The following is a 21,225-nucleotide window of genomic DNA, read 5'->3' on the forward strand; positions in this document are numbered from 1 at the left end:
TCAGTGTTCCGGTATAAAATATCCGGATGGCACCAACGATTCTTTTTTAGAGTGCCTGCTTAAGCGTTATAATCATTTGTTATTTTAATCATGGCATATGGCGGATAGTCTATCGTGGTTTGAGATGGCGGAACTATTAGCAAAGGTGGATATGGTAGCGCATTCCATAGAGCTTTACGAGGACGAGCTGCGTGTACAGCTACCGCTTGCGCCGAAGTTCAGGATAACGCTCACGGATATCGTCGACCTGGAGTTTCGCCGGGCATGGTTCTTCCTATCCGGGAAGCTGGTCATAATCTTCAAAGAGAACGATACCCTTCAAAAAATGTACATGCCCTTCAACTTTTTAATGGGCGAGCCTATCGAGGCGCTGGTGGCGACCATGATCGACCGGATGGCGAACGTGTATCATATGAAAGATGCCATCGATTTTCTGGCGTTGGCCGATAAGACGGCCGACGCTGTGCAGTGCCCTTATTGCTCGTCGATCATTAAGCCCGGCGTGGTCATTTGCCCGGGCTGCGGAACCCCCAGGATTGAATAGACTCGATAAACTTTTTTTACTTTAGCGCTCGGAGTTTTTTAACAGTCCCCTATTTTAATAGACTATAGCAGAGTAATTCCGTATTTCTGGTAATGCTTTTCTAAATAAATCCAAATTAATGCTTATTTTAATACCCATCGGAGGTAATGTTTATACTAATACTCAATGACCATTAATTTTCCTATGGAGTGGAATGTTATTAAGAATAATTTTACAACATATCACAAACTGCCTTCCTCCTTTATATGATTTAAATGTTGATTATATCTTTAATAACATAACATCAAATCGGCGACGGTAGAGGCCGTAAAATCTTTTTTGCGGCCCGATGAACACTCGGTTGACCTTTTCCATCGCTCCTAAAGATTCATGTTCTTATGAGCGCCTTAACTATAAAAATAATTATCATAATTCATTAAGTGTATATGAGAAAAAGGCTAGATTCCGACACTTACAATCGATGCTTATGCAGCAAGCAATATAAATATTATTGCCAATTTGGGCAAATTACTAACCTTTAAGTCTTTTCACGAATTATACTGCACTCGTCGTATTTAGCAAATCGCTGCTCTGCGGCCTTATGAAATAAACATATGATAAGGTTCGTCATTTCTCCACCGCCGGCAGCATGACCACGAACCTGGTGTCAGCCATATCATAGGTCGATAAGCCTAGTCACGGTATCTGTTATTGTCTTAATACTTGCGGGCTTCTTCATGAAGACCGTGGCGCCAGCATCCAAGGACTCCTGTCTGCTACTCTCGTCGCCGCTGATGAAGACGATCCGTGTGCGGGGCTCGATAGCCAATATTCTCTTCATGACATCGAGGCCGCTCATCGAAGGCAACCGGTAATCGATGATCTCGACCCCGGGCCTAGGGTCAGCATTTTTAAACTTCTCGATGGCTTCAGGACCATCGGGGGCGATGAAACATACGGATGCGCCCATTGTTTGGAAGACATTTGTCAGTAACGCACATATATCCAATTCGTCATCCACTATAGCGATGGAGGGCTTACCGTTCATTAAAATCTCCGATTTATGTATTTGCCGAGGCACATTGCAACTATGAAGATAGCATTAGCTGTTTATCAGGGCATTGATGGTCTCAGTGATCATTTTGATATCGGCTGGCTTTTTCAAGAAGACCGTCGCGCCGGCATCCATGGCGTCTTGTCGGACGGTGTCGTCGCCGCTGATGAAAACGATCTTCGTGCCCGACCGCAGCGCTAAGACCTCCTTCATCAAGTCGAGGCCGTCCATGTCCGGCAGCCGGTAATCGATGATGACCACGCCCGGCTTATCAACGGTATTATTGAACCTTTCGATGGCACTGTGGCCGTCGTAAGCCACGAAAGCCAGCCGGATGCCACGACGCTTGAACAACAACTCGTAGGTCCGCACCAGGTCCCGCTCGTCATCAACGATCGCCACGCTCACATCATTAATCATCTAATTTTTCGCCCCCCCCCCGTCTGCGGGTATAAGGAGAACGAACCTCGCACCCTTCGTATGATCTCCGGGAACCCGATCCTCCACCTTTACCGAGCCACCGAAGCCCTCCACCAGCGTTTTAACGATGTACAGGCCCAGGCCAGTGCCCCTCGCCTTCGTCTCGCCCCGCTTCAACCGGTTAAAAATCTCGGCTTTCTTATCGTCCGGGATACCATGACCATTATCCTCGACCGCAACCTCATATAGGCGACAACCATTACCGTCGACAGCGTTTACGGCCACATGGATCTTGACCGGGTCATCGCAGTGCTTAACCGCGTTGTCCAGCAGGTTGTTAAAAACATCCTTGATCAACTGGTTAGCCGTAATAAAGAAGCCGTGAACAGAATTATAGTCGATAGATATATCCCGTCCCGGAAGGCCTATATATCCTTTTACCGCCTCGTCGAGCACTTCGCCCAGGTCAATACGTTCAAGCTTAACATTATCCGCCCTCAACTTCTGCAAGTTACGAACGTTATCGATCAGCCGGATGCTCCGCTGCAACGTCCTAAGACTGGTATCTATCATCTCTTTGTCCTCGCGTCCCAGCTTACCGTCCAGATCGATGACCTCCTGCGCCAACCCCAGATGACCAACGATGATCTGGTGCATATTAGAGATATCGTGGCCCATCAAATCGAGATATAATTCAGACTGCATCTTGGCATCTTTTAACTCATCCTCGACCCGCATGCGCTCGGTAATATCCGTATTAGTGCCGAACCACCTCCGGATCTTACCGTGTTCATCTTTTATGGGTGTGGCTCGGGAAAGGAACCAGCGGTAGTTACCGTCTTTGCCACGCAGAGGGAACGTATCCTCCCATAGCTCACCCGCTTTGATAGATGCGGACCACTCTTCCATCACCGACTTGATATGGTCCGGGTGGTGGACCTTCTGCCAGCCCCATCCCTGCATCTCCTCCAGCGTCGTGCCCGTGTAATCGTACCACTGCTTGTTATACCAGAAGATCCAGCCGTCGGCATTCGCCATCCAGGCCAGGTTGGGAATGTTATCGGCGAGGGCACGGAACCGCTCATCGCTCTCCCGTAATGCCTCCTCGGCCCGCTTAATATTGCTGATGTCGAGGTTGATGCCGGCCCAATAGATAACATTCCCCTGTTCGTCCTTTACCGGCACGCCACGCGCCAGGATGGGGTGATACAAACTATCCGCTCCGCGGTAGCGGTGCTCGATATCCCAGTTGCCGCCGGTGCGCACGCACTCTTTCCACGCGGCTAATGTACGCTCGGCATCGTCCGGGTGCAACACGCCCCCCCAGCCGAAATCCGAGCACTGCTGCTGGGTCATCCCCACGAGCTTGAGGAACGACTCGCTGGCATAGATATTGCGCCCGTCCGGGGCACATACCCAGACACCGTAGTCGATTGACTCCCCGATGGCCCGGTACAGGCGCTCACTATTACGCAACGCCTCCTCGGCCCGCTTGCGCTCCGAAATATCAGTGGAAATTCCAGCTACCGCGTATATCCTCCCCTGGGTGTCGCGGAGTGGAAACTTTGTCGTAAGCCATGTAATCGAGCGGCCTTTGAGCTGACTGTACTCCTCGAACTCCAGCGCCTTGCCCGCCTCGATCGCCTGGCGATCGTTTGCCTCATGCCAGTCTGCGTTCTCCCTAGGCATGAACTCGTGACGTCTCTTCCCGATAATCTGTTCCCGCGTGGAGTTAAGCAACTCTGCGCAGGCAGTATTTACTAACACAAAGCGCTCCTCCAGATCGAAAGCATAGACCAAAGCCGGTGTGTTGTCAATAATGCTCTGGAACTGCCTGTAAGCTGCGGCCAGCGCCTCCTCGGCCCGCTTACGCTCTGTGACGTCGCGGAAGTAGACGGACAAGCCCTCTACGCCGGGATAGCAATGGCACTCCAGCCACTTGTTTATCGGCTCAGGGTAGTACTCTTCGAAATGCGTGGGCTGTCCGGTCTCGACGGCCCGGTGATACTCCTTATAGAACAATGAGTCCCGGGAGTATGGGAATAGCTCCCAGACGCACCCCCCGATAAGATCCTCACGGCGCATACCGATCAACTTTGCGCCAACCTCGCTGAAATACGTGTAGCGCCAGTTGTGGTCAAGGATAAGCAAGCCGTCCGTAATGCTATCGAGAGTCGCCTGAAGCTTATCGTGGGCCTGTCGCAGCATCTCCTCGGCCCGCTTGCGCTCATCGATCTGGGTAAACAGATTGTCATTAGACCGTTTAAGTTTGAGAGTCCTTTCCTGCACCCGTTGCTCAAGCTCGTTCCAGGCCTTAAGCAGCGCATCCTCTGCCCGCTTCCGACCGGTGATATTATGGACCAATTCGATGGCGCCGATGATTTTCCCATCACTATCCCTTACGGGAGCCGCGCGAACCAGCCAGGAGCCTTGGTCGACAGGCCAGTGCGGCTGGTTTTCGGGTGTCATCTCACCCTCTTGCGGTTCCCCGGTCCGAATCGCACGGGCGACCGGACAGTTCAGGCAGAGCCGATCCACCCCCCAACAGGCGTAACACTTGCGGCCTTTTAGTTCCGACATCGGCACGCCCACGTAATCCATGTAGGTCTTATTCGCCCAAACAAAGTTGTTCTCGGCGTCGTGAAAAGCAATCGCAGCGTTGATATTGTCTAAGATCAGCTTCTCATGCACCCCCAGTTCAAACTCGTCCCCGGCCATACGCAGCGCATCCTTACGCTCGGTAACGACAGTAGAACTGGCATCTTCCTGCTTAAACCGGAGTTCATTTTCCAGAACAGCAATACGATCTTTTAGCTCGGTGATAAGCTGGTCTTTATCTCCGGCATCTACTCTACGACAAGAACCGCCGGTATTTTCCATAGATCTACTTTTTCCCGCCATGCCGCCCCAACATTAACACTAAACGCCAGATATGTTATCGCTTAGAGATTAAATTAATTTACTATGAAATAAAACCTCTACATACTATTATAAATAGTTTATAATATAGTAACCGCTAACGAATTATACACGATCCTTAACATTATACGATTTTAGCCTTCGCCTTATCATATAACATGACCTTCTTGCCGTCGCACAGATTCTTCGGGATATACCACAACGTCGACTTGTTAATGCCTAGCTCTTTCCGCTGTTCGGGCGTCATGTTCAGGATATGGTCCCTGGTCTTGTTATCGTCGTTCCACTTAATGGGGACGCCGGGCACGTTGACGTATAGTTCGTGATTTAAAAAAGGCCTGCTATTCAATATAATTACAAATTAGGCGGCATTCGTTCTTACTATAGAATTGGCATGCTCTGGCTATGCGATATAAATGGATATGAGATCTTTCGTCCTATTTGTGAAAATCAACTAATTGTGACCACTCAACAATCAAAGCGAAATATTTTATCTTTAACCTTTAATCGAGTTAAAGGTTAATATAGTAATGCAGCGACGTAATACGATATATTACAAAACGCCATGAACCACTAACCTATAATGGTAAAATTATAGCTTTTGAATATGTAAACTTTGGTTAGTAAGCGATTATTTTAGACACCCTATAAAGAATAATCTGACCTGATGATGTATAATATCATCGTATTTTAGATATTTATCATTACAAATCGCCTTTACAGATCGGCTAACTGCAATAATACAGACTATCATTATAAAATGGATATTAATATTAAGCCAATAGATATATTAGTGCCGATAGAAAATTCCGTATTTCCCCATGACAACCTATTTATTTTGTTCCACAAGAAGCTGGAATAGGGGTGGATTTATGGAAATGGCAAGAAAAGCGTTAGTGACTGCTTTGAGTATAGGCCTTTTACTTCTCGTATCGGCGCCCTCCATGGCGAACTTCTACGGCCCGGGCTTCGGGCTTAACGGCCTCGTGAGCGGCTGGGGCATCCCGTCGAAGGCGCTCGCGGCGCCCGCCGGATTCGGCCCTGTCTGCGGCTCCGGCCTGCTGAGTACCGGGGTCGCCCCGTTCGGCTGCGGCACTATACCGAGCTGCGCCATCGCCGGGTCTTCCTATGCGGGCTCTCCGGGCGTTTACTGTTCCGGCTTCGGCGGTGCTGCCGTGCCCGTCCCGGTGCCGGCGGCAGTGCATATTCCCGCATGCCTGCCTGCATCTTCGTGCGTGAGCGCTCCCGTGTGCGCCGCGCCGGCTATTGCGCCCATCGGCGGCATCGCGAAGTAAGTAGTAAAAGATTATTCAGCATCTGAAGGCGGCTTCTGGCATGAATAAGGTGGGGACGTGCAGGAGGCCGCCTGTTCAATATACCTGCCAAGCCCCTCTAAAAAATAATAAGTTGCTCAAAGACTTTTCAGCCACGAAACGACGCAAAGCTGGCTCAAAGTTGCTCTAAGAAATTTAATTATATTTTGTGCCGCCTGGTGTGGGGTGAAACTCTTGTGCTAGTAAGCGGCACCAAGTTTACACCAGGCTGCACGGAATTTTTGTTCAATCACCAGGCGGCACTAAGATTACATCAGGCTGCACCAACGATTTTTAAAATATTGAAATATCTTAGTGCAGCTTCAGGCCCACTTAGCGTAACTTCGTGGCTGAAAAGTCTTTGAGCGTTCTTGAAAAGTTTAGAGTGGCTTAAATGGTCGTATTGATGACTTCCGCGTAGTTGCCGTTCACCCAGGACGACGCGATGAGGTGAGCCGGAGCCCGCAGGTTCGGGTCGGTAATCATGGCGGACCAGCTTTCGCCAAGGGGCTTATCGACCGCGACAAGCTCAGGGGTTGTGATATATGGGCTCTTTACATAGAATCCCCGGATACCCGTAGCCCCGCCGAAACTCGTCAGGCGTACCTCGACCGTCGTCGGCCCGGTGCGCACGACTTCAAAGTGAGGCATGTTCGCCGGTATCTGGCTCGCTATAACGGTCACGCTCGGTACCGTATAATCGGGTATGATTATCTCGATAGACGTCGTCGAGTCATTGAAGCGCCGGTCAACCGTGCCCTGGTGGCCCTGGATGTCCGCGGTGATCTGGTAATGGGCGGGGGTGAGGTTCGTGAAATTAAACAGGCCTTTTTCGTCCGTGTACTGGATGCTGCCGGGCGCATCCACGAGATGGTCGCCCTGCCATAGGGCGACCCGGGCGTCGTATACGGGAGCGCCTCGCGGGTCGATCACCGCGCCGCCAATGTATATCAAGGGCGTCGGAGCGGGAGCCGACGTCGGGGCCGGAGTCGCCGAAGGCGACGCCCCGGTAATACATCCGCATATGGAGAGCGCGATAACGACGATGAACAATAGTGCCTTAACCTTCCCCATAAACACTACCTGCTATTTATGATATTGGGCACGGCATATTTTTAGGCTTTTCTCCCGGCGAAGGGAACCTTTAAACCAAGATATGCGCTATATAAAGCTCGCGGTGGAAAAATGCCCGAACTTCTGTACAGGGTTGAAAACATGGCCCAGTTCATTGAGCTCTACGATGACCGGGTCCACGTCCAGATGCCGCTGGCCCTGATGCGCGTCATACCACTGAAGGATATCGTGGATATCGAGTTCCGGCGGGCGAACTTTTTCGTGAGCGGTAAGCTGGTCATCAAGTACCGCGAGAACGGCGTCAACGAGAGCGTCTATTATCCCTTTAACTTCATGTTCAACGACGGTATGCTCGGCCTCATGGCGAAGATGAACGGGCTCCGGCAGGCTGAAGAACAAAAGTCCGACGTCGTCATTAAGGAAGTCATCAAGGTCCGGTGTCCCTATTGCGGCGGCCTCATGGACGAGAACGCGGCCCTGTGCCCGGTCTGCGGCCGGCCGCAGGCTTAGCTCATTCGTCCCGATGTCGAGCTCGCCCAGGTTCCCGTTGAGCCTTTCCGTCTCCGGGCTCCCGAAGCTGCGCGCCAGGTCGTTGCCCTGCCTTATCATATCTTTTAACAGTTCCACGTCCTTACCGCCCGAGATATCGGAAACGAACCCTTTCGATAAGGTGACCAGCTTCAAAAGCGGTTTGGGGGGCAGGTCTAGCACTTATATACTAAAAGCGCTAAATAAGATTCGAGTCATTGGGGGCATTAAGACGGATCTATCGATAATAGTATTTTTAACGGCGTTATTCATTATGCTGACTTCGGCCATCACGACGGAGATGATCCGGAGCAAGAAGGGCAATTCGATAATAAACTATGCCGGCTTCCTGAACGCGCTGGTCTTTCTCGGTGCTCTCGCTTTATTCATCAGGGACCGGAATCCGCTCTACATGGTGGTCGGCATGCTCTTCTCGATTGGCCTGCTGGCCCTGACTTACTTTAAATATACTGATTTCTAAAGCTAAATATATCTGCGCGTCCGGCGATAATTCATAATATGGATAATACAGAGATCATACGGTTACTCAATGCGGCGTTCGTCCATGAGATAGAGAACTCGCTTACATATGTCCGTAATTCTTTTGTCATGTGGGACTGTGACCCCAGCCGCGTCACTGAGGCCATCGCCGTCGACGAGATGCGCCACATGTGGTGGCTGGCCGACCTGATCACGAAGCGGGGAGGCGAGCCGATAATGGAGCACCGTGCGCTCGAATTCGGGGGACGGGACCTTAAGAGTCAGCTCGAGCGGCAGATCGTGCTCGAGACTGAGGCCATTGACATTTATAAGCACATCATCAATGTGGCCGGCGACCCGGAAGTCGTGGGCGTTGCGCAGCATATCCTGGACGAGGAGCGCCGCCACCGGAAAGAGTTTAAGGAAAGGCTTGCCCGTATTTAGCCGTTTATTCCCGCCACTATTTTTAATAATCGGCGGATGGAAGTGTCTATTGGTTGGGGTTGTGCATGAACTTTAGGCTATTTCAACGACTTCTGGCGGGCCGTGATGCTCCGGGGAGTCGTGTCCCTGCTTTTGGCCATCTTCAACATCATCTTCGGCACCCTGCTTCTCCTGCTGGCGCCCGGCGTGCTGGTGGCGAAGAGCACGAGGCCGGCGGCTATATAGGAGGAATAATATGGGAGTAAAAGATGGCATGAGTAAAGTGCTTTCGAAGCTCTGGGAGATCGCAGTCATTACAGTCCTGCTGGCGGCGGGCGTCGGCATCGGCTCTCTGCTGACGCAATACGTACAAAAGACGCCCCTGGACTACACGCTGACCGCCCAGCTGATGGTCATCTTCGGCGCCATCATCGCGCTCGGGGGCATCATATTCTCTATGATGTCCCGCCGGGTACCTGGCTGATCATTCGACGATGGCCAGGAAGTAAACCGGCATATCCAGCACAGAAACATCAATAACAGAGAAGCGGTCTCTATGAGGCCGAGCCGTACTCTTTAAGGGATATGTCGTTCGCCGGCGTGTAGGACGTGCCGCTCGCAAAATTCGGCTCCAGCGTGGCCATGTACAGGTCCAGGGACCCGCCGTTCCAGTTAGCGGTTATCGTGAGGTTGGCCGTGAGCATCGCGCCATAAATGGGCGACTCAATGGTGACATCCCTGTAGTCTCCCGGGTTAAGCGTATCCAGGGATGCATTTTTACTCTGGTGAGTCATGGTGCTGAATTCCTGGCCGTTGACGATGGTGGTCATGGGCGTGGCCACGTCATAGACGATCACCAGGTTCTTCAATGTCGCGTTGCCCGTGTTCGTGACCGTGAAGGTCGCCGTGTCCTGCCGTGCGGCATACTGGGCGTTCACGGGCTGTGCCTGGCTGGGGTCCTGAGTCCACTCCTTCGCATCGCCGTTTATCTTTACCTGGAGGTTGAAATCGGACAGCGTTAACGCCGGCGGTACCGGTGTCGGGGTGGGCGTCCAGGTGGGGCCCACGGTGGGCTCGGGAGGCTCCGTCGGGACAGGTGTCGGATCGCCGATGGTCGCGACTACCTTCGGCTGTGTCGTGGCCGAATTACTGCCGGAAGAAGAGACGCACCCGGCGAGCGCCAGGGCGGCGATCAGGAGTATGAGTATGAGCGTTTTCCTGTGATCCATATAGAGTCCTCACTGTCACGTATGATTTAAGGCTTATAGGCTATATAGATTATATTATTACCGGTTAATTATCGGGAATGAAAGCTATGGATGTCGGCATTATAGCGGGCCCCCGGGGCGAGGCCTTCGTTGGCGGCAGGCTGGTAGCCCGTATCGGGCAGTGGGAAGTAAGGTCCTTTCCCGGCGGCGACTGGGATGGCTCCTTCGACTGCGAATGGTACGCTGGCAGCGACCCGGATGCTTTCGGCCTCCTCAAAGGGTCAAGCATCGAGGTCTCTCTCCGGCTAAAGGACTATAACGAGATCGTCCACGAGGGTGTCGCCATGGCGGCACCGGCCGGCGAAATAAAGATGCTGGGAGACGTCGCCCTGCTCGAGCTCAAGATCTCGGGTTCCGGCCCCATTTGGCGCGCTTAGCTTTCCAATATCGCCCTGACTTCTTTCAGCTTTTCCGGTATCGGTATTCCCTGGGGGCAGCGCTCCTCGCACTGGCCGCAGTCCTCGCATTTCGAGGCCTTGCCCTCGCCGACGAACTGGTACCGGATCTTAGAGGAAGCCACGTCCTCGTACATGCATGCAGTGTTGTAGTTCTCGAAACAGGCCGGTATGTCGACGCCGTTGGGGCAGGGCGTACAGTAGCCGCACCCGGTGCAGGGGACAGCCATGCGCGAGCGGAACATTTTCCTGACTTTGCCGACCATGGCCAGGTCTTTTTTTGTGAGAGATCCTGGAAGGCCTTTTTCTGCGACGACGAGGTTCTCTTCTACCTGCTCCATGCTGCTCATGCCGCTCAGGACGACGGAGACCTCCGGGTGGTCCCAGACCCAGCGCAGTCCCCATTCCGCCGGGCTTCGCTTTTCATCGGCTTTGGCCCAGATGTCGATGGCGGCGGGCACATGTTTCGCCAGCAGGCCGCCCCTCAGCGGCTCCATGATGACGACTCCCAGGCCCTTCTTCGCCGCATAGCGGAGCCCCGCGGTGCCGGCCTGGTACTTTTCGTCCATATAGTTATACTGTATCTGGCAGAACGTCCAGTCATAGGCGTCCACGGTCTTCTTGAACGCCGCATACCGGTCGTGGAACGAAAACCCTGCGTGGCCGATGCGCCCGTCGGCCAGCGCGTCGTCGAGGAAATCCTTTACGCCGAGCGATTCAATATTCTCCCAGCCTTCACCCGTGAGAGAGTGTATAAGGTAAAAGTCGATGCGATCCGTCTGGAGCTTTTTCATCTGCTGGTCGAGGAATTTGTCCATGTCCTCCCGCTTTTCGACGAGCCACGTAGGCAGCTTGGTTGCGAGGCTGACCCTTTCCCGGTACCCGTCCCTGAGCGCCCGGCCGACGACGGGCTCGCTCTCGCCATTGTGGTATGGCCAGGCGGTATCCACGTAGTTCACTCCATTGTCGATGGCGTAGCGGATCATCCGGGTCGCTTCGGGCTCGTTGACGTGTCCGTCCGGGAGCACCGGCAGGCGCATGCAGCCAAACCCGAGAATTGAGAGGTCTTTGCCGGCTTTCTTCATTGTCCTGTAGAGCATTATGGGGCCTTCTATCGAGTGTTTATAAAGACTATGTTAACCGTTGGCGGCTCATATGCTTTTCGAAAGAAAATGCTGGGATAGTTCAGTTTCTCGTCCCATAGGCCGGCGGCACGGAATTTCACAGACAGCAGTTATGTGCTTATAGTAGAGGCGCCTGCTTGCTCGCCTTAAAATTTTATTCTGGTTTTAAGCTTTTAAAGAGCATGAGGGCACTATTTTCACCACAGGGGGCAGTGGTTCCGTGTTTGTTTTGTGATCGTTTGTCCTTTGTTCGTGTGGTTCGCTGATTTGTTCGGTTTTTCAACACTAAAGCACGAAAGACTTTTTAGTCTCACGTAAGGGGCACGAACCGCACTAAAGTGGATGCTTTGGCGTCAAAACACCAAACAACTTCCCGAATGCGCGAACCTCGCTAAATTAACTTGAAACACTAGAGAAAGCATATTAAATAAAGCATAAGGAGCATGCGGTCCTCGTGGTTCAATCCTTTAGTGTTTTCGTGCCATTCGGGAGGTTGTTTAGTGTTTTAAGCGCCAGGCATGAGCCTTAGTGATTATCGAGACTTACGTGGGATATAAAAGAATTCGTGTTTTCGTGTTGAAAAACCGGGGGGCTGTACGAAAGTGGAAAAAATGGCAAATGGACACTAAACAAACACGAAGCTACTGAAGGCCCGATGGCACTATGGTTCACTAATTTTTTTACATGTAAGTTACAAAGCTACAAAGCCCGGTTCATTGGCAATATCCAAAAGGAAAATGAAATATTATGCCCGGCTAATCAATTATTAAATTGGTTAACAAGGCCCACGCCATAGTCAGCGAGCTTTTTCGCCCCGCCGGCGGACCTCGACTCGGCGAACACCCGGACAATGGGCTCCGTGCCGGACATCCGGATGAGCACCCACCCCTCGGGCCGGTAGATCTTTAGCCCGTCAGTGCTATCGACATTCTCGCCCTTCGTATGGGCCTCGATCCTGCGGATGACCATCTCCTTATCCTGGCACTTTATCTTGTCCTTGACGCTGTGGTACGCGGGCATGGCGTCGATGATCTCGGAAAGCTTCTTGCCCGTATGCGCCAGCATCTCCAGCATCGAGGCGGCGGACATTCCCCCATCCCGGCAATACTGGAACTTCGGGAAGATGAGGCCCCCGTTGCCCTCGCCGCCGAACACGGCGCCCGTAGCCATCATGGTCCGGGCCACGTGGATACTGCCCACCTGGGTCCAGATGACTTTCGCATCGTACTTATCGGCGATGTCCTGGATGAGCGAGGACGAGCTTACCGGCGTGACGATGGTGGCGCCGGGGCTCTTTTTCAGGATGTGCTCCGTCATGATGGCGAGCAGGACGTCCTCGTTGACGAACCGGCCCTTCTCGTCCACGAACACGGCCCGGTCGGCGTCGCAGTCGTGGGCTACGCCCAGGTCGGCGCCCGCCGCGACGACGGCTGCCTTCAGATCGTTGATCTCGCTGCCCGTAGGCTCCGGGTTCCTGCCCGGGAAGGTCCCGTCTACCTGGGCGTTTAGCGTGACGACCTTACAGCCCAGCTTACGCAATAAAAACGGGGTTGTAAGGCTGGCCGCCCCGGACCCCGGGTCAGCGACGACCTTGAATTTTTTATTTCTGATCGCCTCCGCGTTTACCGTGGCGACAATGCCGTCGATGTAGAGCGGCTTTGGGTCGGCGTAGCTCAGGCCCCCTGTACGGCTCCACGGCGCCCTGGCGAACTCGTGAGAATTATAGAGCTTCTCGACGACCGCCTCGTCCTCGTGGGAATACTCGGTGCCGTCTCGGGCGATGCCCTTGATGCCGTTGTACTCCGGCGGATTATGCGATGCCGTGACCATGATGCCGCCATCCATGTCACATCTCTTCACGTAATTCTGGACGGCCGGGATGGGGGCGATGCCCAGGTCGACGACCCTGCAGCCCGTGGAAAGCAGCCCTGAGATGACGGCCCCTTTGAGCATGTCCCCTGACTCCCTGGTGTCCCGTCCCACCGCGATAGTGCCCTGCCTGAAAGTGCCGAAGCTCTTCGCCAGGCTCATCGCCATTTCGGTCGTCAATTCCACATTCGCTATGCCCCTCACGCCATTCGTCCCGAATAATCCCATAACAATAACCTCAGTGCACGTCGTGTACCCAGAAATCGCCGGATACGGTCTTTTCTTTCTTCCATATGGGCACTTCCGCCTTGACCCGCTCGATGGCGTCGCTCAAGGCGGGGAATAGTTCCTGCCTGTGCCCGGATAATATAACGATGAATACGATGTCTTCGCCGGCCTCTATGCGGCCGGTCTTATGATATATGATGACCTCGAGTATGCCCTTTCGCATTTTAAGGTCATCTTCTATGGCCTTTATGCGCTCTTTCGCTACGGCGTCGAAACTCTCGAATTCCAGAGCCTCCGTCCTTTCGTTGTCGGCCATCTCGCGGACGACGCCCGTGAAGGTGCCGATGGCGCCCGCCTCCCTGTACCTGGGGCTTCTCTTTATTTTTGCTACAAGGCTGTCCAGCGTCACGTATTCGGGCTGCTCCATTACGATCTTTACAAGTTCATCGGCTGGGGCGTTGATGTCCACGCGGGCTACCACGTTCTTAGCCTCGACGTCCCCGATGCCAATTTTGGGCAGATCGCTCTGCTTGAACCCCTCCACCACGGCGAAATCCATGCCCTCGCCGGCCAGCCGGTCCAGCGCCTTATCGACGTCCGTGCTCCTGACGATCTCGATGCTCCTCGTCGCGGTGACCCCGATCGTGACCGCTGCGCCGGCGTTCAGGTGGCGCTCCGTATCCCCGGAAAGCGGCAGGATCTCCTCGCGGGTGTGCTTGATCGTGCCCACGCGGCCCATCTTCGAGAGCTCCCCCACGAGGCGTTCCACGAGGGTCGTTTTGCCCGCCTTATGGTAGCCGACGATGGAAATGACCTTCATAGCGGCTTAAAATATGATGCGTATGTACATTAAATGTTATGCCGGCCATAGATTTAATATGCTTTAGCGACCTAAAAGCGGTTAAGGCAGGACAGTGGTCTTATCATGGGCGTGAGGATCGTGGCGGGGCCGGCATCGCAGCTTCTGGCGACCCGCGTGGCATCGCTGTTAGATTGCGGCGTGGACCTGACGGAGTATAAGCATTTTCCCGACGGAGAAGTATATTGCCGTGTCACCGGTGACATAAAAAATAACGATATCGTCATCATCCAGAGCACTTTCCAGGCTTCCGACCTCATCTTTTTGCTGGAATTGATCGACGCCTGCGACGAGGCGAAGAGCGTCACGGCCGTCATGCCGTACTTCGGCTACGCCCGCCAGGACAAGCGCTTCAGGCCCGGCGAGCCGATCACTGCCAGGGCGCTGGCAAAGTGTATCAAGGCCGACCGCGTTTTCACGATCAACATTCACGACCGTTCCGTTTTGAAATATTTCCCGTGCCCCGCCGTCGACCTGAACGCCGCGCCCGAGCTGGGCAACTACATCGATGGCATGGAGCTTAGGGATACGACCATTCTCGCTCCCGATGACGGCGCGCTGAATCTCGTTCGTTCCGCGGCGGAGCCCAGGAACTTACATTACGATTATCTCGAGAAGACCAGGCTTTCGGGCGAAGAGGTCAAGATCGCCCCGAAGAACCTGGATATCAAGGGCAGGGATGTGGTGCTGATGGACGACATCATCAGCACGGGCGGCACCATCGCCGAAGCCATAAAATTATTAAAGGCCCAGGGTGTCAGGGACGTATATGTGGCGTGCGTCCACGGCGTCTTCGTGAACAATGCGTACCTGAAGCTGCACGATGCCGGCGTCAAGGACATCCTGACGACCGATACGCTGGAAAAGGCCATCAGCAAGGTCAGCGTTGCTTCGGTCATCGCAGATGCCATTAAAAAATAAACCTATTTTCCCGGGCTTTTCCACATCCGCCTGATGACCACGTAGGCGGCGGACATGAGCGCCGAGACGGCGACCATGACGATAAGCAGGAAAAGCATCTTCAGCGCGAGCACGACCCACCCGGTCTCAGAGCCGCTATACAGGGCGATAATGATGAACACGACGGCCACGGGAATGGCCTCGGTTATGACGCCGGCGATAAAGCCGGGCATTACAAGGTCCCTGTCCCTTTTTATGTGGGCGATCGAAAAGACGCCGGACAGGATGCCCGCGACCACCATGGCGGCGACGTTTATCGCCAGGTAGAGATAGTAGAACCATGTGAACTGCTCTCTCTGTGCGAGCCAGCCGTAAGCGAGTACCGCGACGCCCAGGCACATGATGATAGCGCCTATGATGCCGGCGTTGACGCTCGCTTTTTCCAGGTTATCCATAGATCTGCCCCGCATGCTATGTTTAGAAAAAGCGATATAAATGATTTCTCTAACGGATAAAATGTATATTCTCCAGGCTAATTGCCATTTAAAAAATGGCTTGCAGGCCGTTATATATTAAAACAGCCCCGAAGAACAAGAGCGCTACGCCACTTATGATTATGACTGCGGGGTAGATCCACTGCGCTTTGGACTTCGCGTAATGGAGCGTAACGGAGAAGGACGTGACCCAGAGAATGACGCCGATGAAAAAGCCCGCGATGCCGGCGATGTCGGTGCTGGCGATAAGGACCGCGCCCGCAGTGATCCACCACAGGATCGCCGCCGGGTTCGTGAAGCCTATGGCTACGCCCGTAAGATAGTAGTTCTTGATGTCCTTTTTACCGCTTTCTTGTATGGGCTTCCTGAAGTCTTTTAGTATCCCGAGCGCCATATAGGCGAGGATGACGCCCCCGATCAGCGATACGACCGTCTTTACCGTCTCGTTGTTAAAGAAGATGGCCACGCCGATGAGCGCGATGACGAGGAACGTGGCGTCCGCCGTTAGCGCGCCCAGCCCCACCTTGATGCCGTTGACGTAGGAGTCCTTGACCGACTCGGCTGCGATGACCGCGTTTACAGGGCCCGGCGGCACGGCTAGCGACAGGCCGATGAGAATGCCAGAGGCCAGGTGATACACGTCGAGCATCGCAAACACAAAAGCGGCTGATACCAAAAATGTTATGCTATACGGTTATTTGTATCGTTACAAACGTGGAACTGCTGGCCTTTGTGGTGAAAAATAGTGCCCCTGTGTAAGCTTTGTGGCGATAAAAAATAATAAAAGAGAAGAGGGCCCTACCAGCAAATGCCCTCGTAGATGATGTTCTTGCCCTTCGGGTCGATCATCTTCCGGCCGTCGATGACGACGGGCTTCCGCATCTTATCGAAGCTGTTCAGCTTTCGAAACTCGGCCCACTCCGTGGCCACGATGCAGGCGTCCGCGTCCACGAGAGCCTCGTCGGCCGTTTTCGCGTACTCGATGTTAGGGTACACCCGCTTCATATGTCCTGTTGCCATGGGGTCATAGGCCACGACATGGGCGCCCTCGGCGAGCAGGGAGCCTATCACGGGAATAGCCCTCGACTCGCGGATGTCGTCCGTATCGTTCTTGAAGGCCAGGCCAAGCACGGCGACTCTCTTGCCCCTCAGGTCGGGGACGTGGATCTTTAGCAGCCTCAGCAGCATCTGAGGCTGGTGTTCGTTCACAAGCAGGACCGTCTTCAACAGCTCAGGCTCGTAGTCGACTTCCGCCGCCTTGCCGATGAGCGCCTTCACATCCTTCGGGAAGCAGCTGCCGCCGAACCCCAGGCCCGAGCTGAGGAAGTAGGGCGATATGCGGGCGTCCAGGCCCACGCCTTCCATCACTTTGTAAGTATCGATCCCTAAACGCTTACAGATGTTGCCGACCTCGTTGGAGAACGAGATCTTCGTGGCCAGGAACGAGTTGGAGACGTACTTGATCATCTCGGCGGTCTTCGTGTCGACCTCCAGGATCGGGCACTTATAGCCTTTATAGAGGCTTTTTATGATGCCCTGCGCCTTCGGGTCGTCGCCACCGATGACGATTCGGTCAGGGTGCATGAAATCGTGGACCGCCTTGCCTTCCCTTAAAAATTCGGGGTTCATGCCCACGCCGAAGTCGATGCCGGCTTTCTTGCCCGACGCCTCCTCCAGGATGGGCGTAATGGCGGACTGGGTCGTCTGGGGCACCACCGTGCTCTTTACGACGACCACGTGGTACGAATTCTTCTTCTTGAGACGCTGCCCGATGCTCCGGCTTGCCTCCTTAACGAAGCGCAGGTCGATCTTACCGCTCTCGTCGGTCGGCGTCGGGACGCAGATGAAGGAAATGTCCGAATTGGCGATCGCCTCGTCATAGTCCAGCGTCGCCTTCAGGTTCTTACCGGCATGGGCCTTGAGCAGCTCTTCCAGGCCCTCCTCGTAGATGGGCGGGATGCCCGCGTTCATTGACTCGACACGCTTAGAGTCCACGTCGACGCAGATCACGTCATTGCCGAGATGAGCGAAGCATGTGCCCGTGACCGTGCCGACATAGCCGGTGCCAATGATGCTGATCCTCATGAAAATCATTTACTTCACTGTCCTGAACGGCCATATAGCTTACTATGGCTCGAAGGCTCCGGCGAGCACCGATTCCAGCTCGGCCATGGCCGCCCGGGCATCTCCCACGTCGACGACTTTCCGGATATCGATGCGGCCGCTCCTGTATAAAATAAGCGTCCAGCCCTTGAAATCGCACCGGGCGACGCCAAGGCTCTCGGAGCACTTCGCCCCGTCGATCGCCCTTAGTAAAGCGCACAGCCTGCCCATATTGAACTTCCTGCCGAACGAGGACTCGGCTATAAAGCGCCCTGGGGCGTCGGTGCAGGGCTTCGTGATTACGATATCGTAGGCCACAATGCGAGAATATCTCCGCCCGCACATATATTTTATGATGCTGAAAGCTTTTATCCGAAGCAGGCCATATTATCCATGGTACATATGAAGATCGCCATCCCTATCAACGATGAAAAAGGGCTTAACTCGCCGGTCGCGGACAATTATTCGAAGTGCAAGTTTTTCCTGCTCGCGGAATCCGACGGCAATAAGATAACGGCTCTCGAAGCCATGCCCAGCGCAGTCCCCGAGGAGGCGAAGGGCGTGAAGGGCGCAATGGCTTTCGTGCTTGCCGGAAAGGGCGTCCAGGCCGTCATCCTGGGGAAAATAGCCGAAAAGGAGCGGCTCTCGCTCGTCGGTAACAACATCCGCGTTTTCCTCGGGGCCTCCGGCACCGCCAGGGACGCAATAAAACAGTACGCCGGCGGCCACCTCACCGAGAGCTCGGATTGCAAGAAAGACGGGTCCTGCGAGTGCTGCTAACATGAAGCTGGGAATCCCCGTCGTGGCAGTGAATGGCACGGCCTCCGAAATAAACGAGCACTTCGGGATGAGCGAGCACTTCGCTATACTGGACGTCGAAGGCGACAAAATAGTGAAGATAGACTTTGTCTCTGACCGAGCCGACCTGAGGGAGCATAAGACTCCGGCCGCGCTGCTGGGCGAGAAGGGCGTCAATATCGTCCTCGCCGGCGGCATCGGCCCGCACATGATCAAGGAGCTCCTGGACGCCGGCTTGCTGATCTACCGGGGAGCCGTCGGTGACGTGGAGCAGGCCTTCGAGGACTACAAGGCCGGGATGCTCACCGAAGTTCGCACCGCGGGCGATATGGAATAACTGCTTAATTAGTCGCATTACAAGCTACGCTAAAATAATAAAGCCGACTCGAAGATTTTTCAGCCACGAAGCTACACGAAGCTGGCCTGAAGCTACACTAAGACATTATTAAATATTTTAAAATAAGTTGGTGCCGCCTGGTGATATAAAATAATATTGGTGCAACCTGGTGTAAACTTGGTGGAGTTGAAACCATATGCTTACAAGTGGCACCAAGGTTACACCAGGCCTCACGGAATTTTTATTTAATCACCAGGCGGCACCAACGATTTTTAATAAGTCTTAGAGAACTTAGAGCCGGCTTCGAGCCACTTAGAGGCTGAAAACGTCTTTTAGAGCATTCTTATTCTATTTTCGAGTGTCTTGATAAAAACAAACAACTGCATTTCAATATTTCAATTTTAAAGCGTCTATAAGGAGAATAGGATGCCTTCATCGGCCACCTCAGGCATCCCGCCACACTTCATACATCCCACCGATGGCCTGATAGAGGCGAATTAAGCAGGCCCGGATCGACATATGACCATAAAGCTCCCCGTAACTGCACGATATATTGCTTTGCCTCCGGCCGTGGGTGAAGGCATGATTAAGCTATAACAATATTTAATTTAATAATTAAGCTTAAATCTTTTTATAAATATTCCAATCTTATGAAATTAAAACTAGCACTAAAAAAATAGAAAAGCAAGCCCGAAGGCTTGCAACTGACTCTCAGTATACGATTTCGGGGGTCACGAACAGGCCGAGGGCCTTGCGCTCGTCGAAGGTCTTCTTTGCCTTGTCCTTCTTCTGCTTGTCCATCTGCTCCAGCAGGTCGAGGCCGGTCTTTATCGGCTTCTTGCCCGGAGCGGGCGGAGTCGTGGGCGACTTGAACTCGTCCATGGACTTCTTCTCGAACAGGCCGTCTGCCATTGCCTTCGCGAGTAAGTCCTTACCCTTAGTGGACCGGGTGAAGACCGTCGACCAGCCGTCCGGCGTGCCGATGGAGCCGGTGCTGATGTCGGCGAACTCTGCGGTCAGGTCGCTGCAAACGTGGCAGCCTTCCTGCTCGTACTTGTGGGTCTCCTTGATGGGTATTGCGACTTCCTTGCCTGCCTTGACCTTGAACTTGCCTCCGCCGATCTCCATCTTGGTAACGGAGTCGATGGGCACCTTGCAGTGGTCCTCGATGATGGTCCTGAGGCCTGCGTAGGAGAAGTTCTCAGTGCAGAAGATGCCTAATGTCAGGGCGATCTTGTCGGGCACATGCCTTGCGCCGACTCCGTAAAGCCTCATCTTCTGGATAGCGTATATCTGGCACGGGGTACCGACGACCGCGATCTTATCGAGGCCGTACTCACGGGCCGCGTCCTTGACAACGGCCACGACCGGGCTGATGGTATACTTCGTGCCGGCCGACGCTATGATCTCTTCCTTGGTGGTAGCGACTATGGGCTTGGGCAGCCACGGGGTTTCCTTGTCGCCCTTGCCCGCGACGAGGGCGCCGTCGATGACTCCCTTGTCCATCGCGTAGCAGAGCAGCGCGGTCACGACGCCGCCGTCCTGGGAGACGCCGGCGATCTTTCCGTCCTTGGCCTTGAGGGCCATTACTTCCTTGTATGTTCCGAATGGCATTATTGTAACCTCCTCACACCAGCAGACTCTTGATCTTGTTCACCGGCAAGAAGCTCCTCGGGCACGCGAACGAGCAGGCGCCGCACTTGATGCAGCGGATGTTGTTAAAGCTCGGCCTTCCATAGACCATCTCGATGGCCCTGGTCGGACAGGATGCAGCACAGGTGCCGCAGCCTATACAGAGAGCGTTCTCTATGACCCGGGTGTTCAGGTCGCAGCCGCAGTGGTAGCCGCCGGCCTCGCTGGCCATGAATGGCTTCAGGTACTCCGTGTCACCGGTCACTGCCGCAATGCAGAAGTTGTATATTACTTCTGGCGACGGCGGGCAGCCGGGTATGTATGCGTCGACCTTGACGAGCCGGTTGATGGGCACGTATGACTCGTGCTGGGGCTGGTTCCACTGGCCGCCGCGCGCGAAGTTCAACACGTTGCCTGTAGCCGCGCAGCCGCCGTATGCGACTACGAGGCCGGCCTTCTCTCTGGTCTCCTTAATCAATTTTAC

At 53.9% G+C, this 21,225-nt stretch carries 26 protein-coding genes; 11 read left to right on the forward strand and 15 right to left on the reverse strand.

All coding sequences use genetic code 11. The features are described 5' to 3' along the window. The first annotated feature begins 97 nt into the window (after positions 1-97). On the forward strand, positions 98-544 hold the full coding sequence (locus tag VMC84_RS04010; RefSeq protein WP_325378377.1) for a zinc ribbon domain-containing protein: 447 nt from the start codon (positions 98-100) through the stop codon (positions 542-544). A 655-nt stretch (positions 545-1,199) separates the two neighbouring features. On the opposite strand, the gene VMC84_RS04015 is transcribed toward VMC84_RS04010, so the two are convergent. Genes VMC84_RS04015 through VMC84_RS04025 form a run of 3 tightly spaced genes read right to left on the reverse strand, consistent with a single transcriptional unit; the run spans position 1,200 to position 4,715 of the window. Then, positions 1,200-1,571 carry a response regulator gene (locus tag VMC84_RS04015; protein WP_325378379.1) on the reverse strand — a complete coding sequence of 124 codons (372 nt, stop codon included), beginning with the start codon at positions 1,569-1,571 and terminating at the stop codon, positions 1,200-1,202. Between the two features lie 54 nt (positions 1,572-1,625). Beyond that, positions 1,626-1,997, reverse strand: coding sequence for a response regulator (locus tag VMC84_RS04020; RefSeq protein WP_325378381.1), 372 nt, complete (start codon positions 1,995-1,997; stop codon positions 1,626-1,628). Then, entirely contained in the window at positions 1,998-4,715 is a 2,718-nt protein-coding gene (locus VMC84_RS04025) for a PAS domain-containing protein (protein ID WP_325378423.1), read from the reverse strand. On the opposite strand from VMC84_RS04025, the gene VMC84_RS04030 reads away from it, so the two are divergent. Further along, positions 4,683-4,811 (forward strand): hypothetical protein, encoded by a 129-nt coding sequence (locus VMC84_RS04030; RefSeq protein WP_325378425.1) that lies wholly within the window; start codon positions 4,683-4,685, stop codon positions 4,809-4,811. The genes VMC84_RS04025 and VMC84_RS04030 overlap by 33 nt on opposite strands. A gap of 229 nt (positions 4,812-5,040) precedes the next feature. Here VMC84_RS04030 and VMC84_RS04035 read toward each other — a convergent pair whose 3' ends face one another. After that, on the reverse strand, positions 5,041-5,223 hold the full coding sequence (locus tag VMC84_RS04035) for a hypothetical protein (protein WP_325378383.1): 183 nt from the start codon (positions 5,221-5,223) through the stop codon (positions 5,041-5,043). Positions 5,224-5,788: 565 nt separating this feature from the next. Between VMC84_RS04035 and VMC84_RS04040 the strand changes: the two genes are divergently transcribed. Beyond that, positions 5,789-6,211, forward strand: coding sequence for a hypothetical protein (locus tag VMC84_RS04040; RefSeq protein WP_325378385.1), 423 nt, complete (start codon positions 5,789-5,791; stop codon positions 6,209-6,211). 408 nt (positions 6,212-6,619) lie between these two features. Here the strand turns inward: VMC84_RS04040 and VMC84_RS04045 are convergent, their stop codons facing one another. Then, positions 6,620-7,303, reverse strand: coding sequence for a hypothetical protein (locus tag VMC84_RS04045; protein WP_325378387.1), 684 nt, complete (start codon positions 7,301-7,303; stop codon positions 6,620-6,622). A gap of 111 nt (positions 7,304-7,414) precedes the next feature. Here VMC84_RS04045 and VMC84_RS04050 point away from each other — a divergent pair, with 111 nt between their 5' ends. From VMC84_RS04050 to VMC84_RS04065, 4 genes are all read left to right on the forward strand, one after another. After that, positions 7,415-7,813, forward strand: coding sequence for a zinc ribbon domain-containing protein (locus tag VMC84_RS04050; protein WP_325378389.1), 399 nt, complete (start codon positions 7,415-7,417; stop codon positions 7,811-7,813). Between the two features lie 292 nt (positions 7,814-8,105). Continuing rightward, complete coding sequence (locus VMC84_RS04055) at positions 8,106-8,312, forward strand: hypothetical protein (protein ID WP_325378391.1); 207 nt, start codon at positions 8,106-8,108, stop codon at positions 8,310-8,312. A 38-nt stretch (positions 8,313-8,350) separates the two neighbouring features. Further along, positions 8,351-8,755, forward strand: a complete 405-nt coding sequence (locus VMC84_RS04060; protein WP_325378393.1) for a ferritin-like domain-containing protein — start codon at positions 8,351-8,353, stop codon at positions 8,753-8,755. Positions 8,756-8,990: 235 nt separating this feature from the next. Beyond that, complete coding sequence (locus tag VMC84_RS04065; protein WP_325378395.1) at positions 8,991-9,218, forward strand: hypothetical protein; 228 nt, start codon at positions 8,991-8,993, stop codon at positions 9,216-9,218. A 70-nt stretch (positions 9,219-9,288) separates the two neighbouring features. Here VMC84_RS04065 and VMC84_RS04070 read toward each other — a convergent pair whose 3' ends face one another. Then, positions 9,289-9,963: a hypothetical protein gene (locus tag VMC84_RS04070; protein WP_325378396.1), complete on the reverse strand. Its 675-nt coding sequence runs from the start codon at positions 9,961-9,963 to the stop codon at positions 9,289-9,291. Positions 9,964-10,040: 77 nt separating this feature from the next. Between VMC84_RS04070 and VMC84_RS04075 the strand changes: the two genes are divergently transcribed. Continuing rightward, entirely contained in the window at positions 10,041-10,379 is a 339-nt protein-coding gene (locus VMC84_RS04075; protein WP_325378397.1) for a hypothetical protein, read from the forward strand. On the opposite strand, the gene VMC84_RS04080 is transcribed toward VMC84_RS04075, so the two are convergent. The 3 genes from VMC84_RS04080 to VMC84_RS04090 all read right to left on the reverse strand — a co-directional run bounded on the left by VMC84_RS04080 (position 10,376) and on the right by VMC84_RS04090 (position 14,438). Beyond that, a complete protein-coding gene (locus tag VMC84_RS04080) occupies positions 10,376-11,497 on the reverse strand; it encodes an aldo/keto reductase (protein WP_325378399.1) in 1,122 nt (373 codons plus the stop codon). The genes VMC84_RS04075 and VMC84_RS04080 overlap by 4 nt on opposite strands. A gap of 783 nt (positions 11,498-12,280) precedes the next feature. Further along, a complete protein-coding gene (gene glmM / locus VMC84_RS04085) occupies positions 12,281-13,618 on the reverse strand; it encodes a phosphoglucosamine mutase (RefSeq protein ID WP_325378401.1) in 1,338 nt (445 codons plus the stop codon). Between the two features lie 10 nt (positions 13,619-13,628). Further along, positions 13,629-14,438, reverse strand: a complete 810-nt coding sequence (locus VMC84_RS04090; RefSeq protein ID WP_325378402.1) for a molybdopterin synthase — start codon at positions 14,436-14,438, stop codon at positions 13,629-13,631. Between the two features lie 111 nt (positions 14,439-14,549). Between VMC84_RS04090 and VMC84_RS04095 the strand changes: the two genes are divergently transcribed. After that, positions 14,550-15,398 carry a ribose-phosphate diphosphokinase gene (locus tag VMC84_RS04095; RefSeq protein ID WP_349256739.1) on the forward strand — a complete coding sequence of 283 codons (849 nt, stop codon included), beginning with the start codon at positions 14,550-14,552 and terminating at the stop codon, positions 15,396-15,398. A 2-nt stretch (positions 15,399-15,400) separates the two neighbouring features. On the opposite strand, the gene VMC84_RS04100 is transcribed toward VMC84_RS04095, so the two are convergent. From VMC84_RS04100 to VMC84_RS04115, 4 genes are all read right to left on the reverse strand, one after another. Further along, on the reverse strand, positions 15,401-15,832 hold the full coding sequence (locus VMC84_RS04100; RefSeq protein WP_325378406.1) for a hypothetical protein: 432 nt from the start codon (positions 15,830-15,832) through the stop codon (positions 15,401-15,403). An 88-nt stretch (positions 15,833-15,920) separates the two neighbouring features. Further along, entirely contained in the window at positions 15,921-16,520 is a 600-nt protein-coding gene (locus VMC84_RS04105; protein WP_325378407.1) for a LysE family transporter, read from the reverse strand. Positions 16,521-16,669: 149 nt separating this feature from the next. Beyond that, entirely contained in the window at positions 16,670-17,956 is a 1,287-nt protein-coding gene (locus VMC84_RS04110; RefSeq protein WP_325378409.1) for a UDP-glucose/GDP-mannose dehydrogenase family protein, read from the reverse strand. 42 nt (positions 17,957-17,998) lie between these two features. Further along, entirely contained in the window at positions 17,999-18,292 is a 294-nt protein-coding gene (locus tag VMC84_RS04115) for a hypothetical protein (RefSeq protein WP_325378410.1), read from the reverse strand. Between the two features lie 75 nt (positions 18,293-18,367). On the opposite strand from VMC84_RS04115, the gene VMC84_RS04120 reads away from it, so the two are divergent. Both VMC84_RS04120 and VMC84_RS04125 read left to right on the forward strand, forming a co-directional pair. Beyond that, the gene (locus tag VMC84_RS04120; protein ID WP_325378411.1) at positions 18,368-18,754 is read left to right on the forward strand and encodes a NifB/NifX family molybdenum-iron cluster-binding protein; all 387 of its coding nucleotides are present in this window, start codon (positions 18,368-18,370) and stop codon (positions 18,752-18,754) included. Between the two features lies 1 nt (position 18,755). Next, entirely contained in the window at positions 18,756-19,109 is a 354-nt protein-coding gene (locus tag VMC84_RS04125) for a NifB/NifX family molybdenum-iron cluster-binding protein (protein WP_325378413.1), read from the forward strand. A 711-nt stretch (positions 19,110-19,820) separates the two neighbouring features. Here VMC84_RS04125 and frhB read toward each other — a convergent pair. Together frhB and VMC84_RS04135 are read right to left on the reverse strand one after the other, a co-directional pair. Further along, entirely contained in the window at positions 19,821-20,723 is a 903-nt protein-coding gene (gene frhB, locus VMC84_RS04130; RefSeq protein WP_325378415.1) for a coenzyme F420 hydrogenase subunit beta, read from the reverse strand. Between the two features lie 13 nt (positions 20,724-20,736). Continuing rightward, the coding region (locus VMC84_RS04135; RefSeq protein WP_325378416.1) for a 4Fe-4S binding protein at positions 20,737-21,225 on the reverse strand (489 nt) is incomplete at its 5' end.

Source organism: Methanocella sp., assembly GCF_035506375.1.
In the GTDB taxonomy this organism is placed as follows: domain Archaea; phylum Halobacteriota; class Methanocellia; order Methanocellales; family Methanocellaceae; genus Methanocella.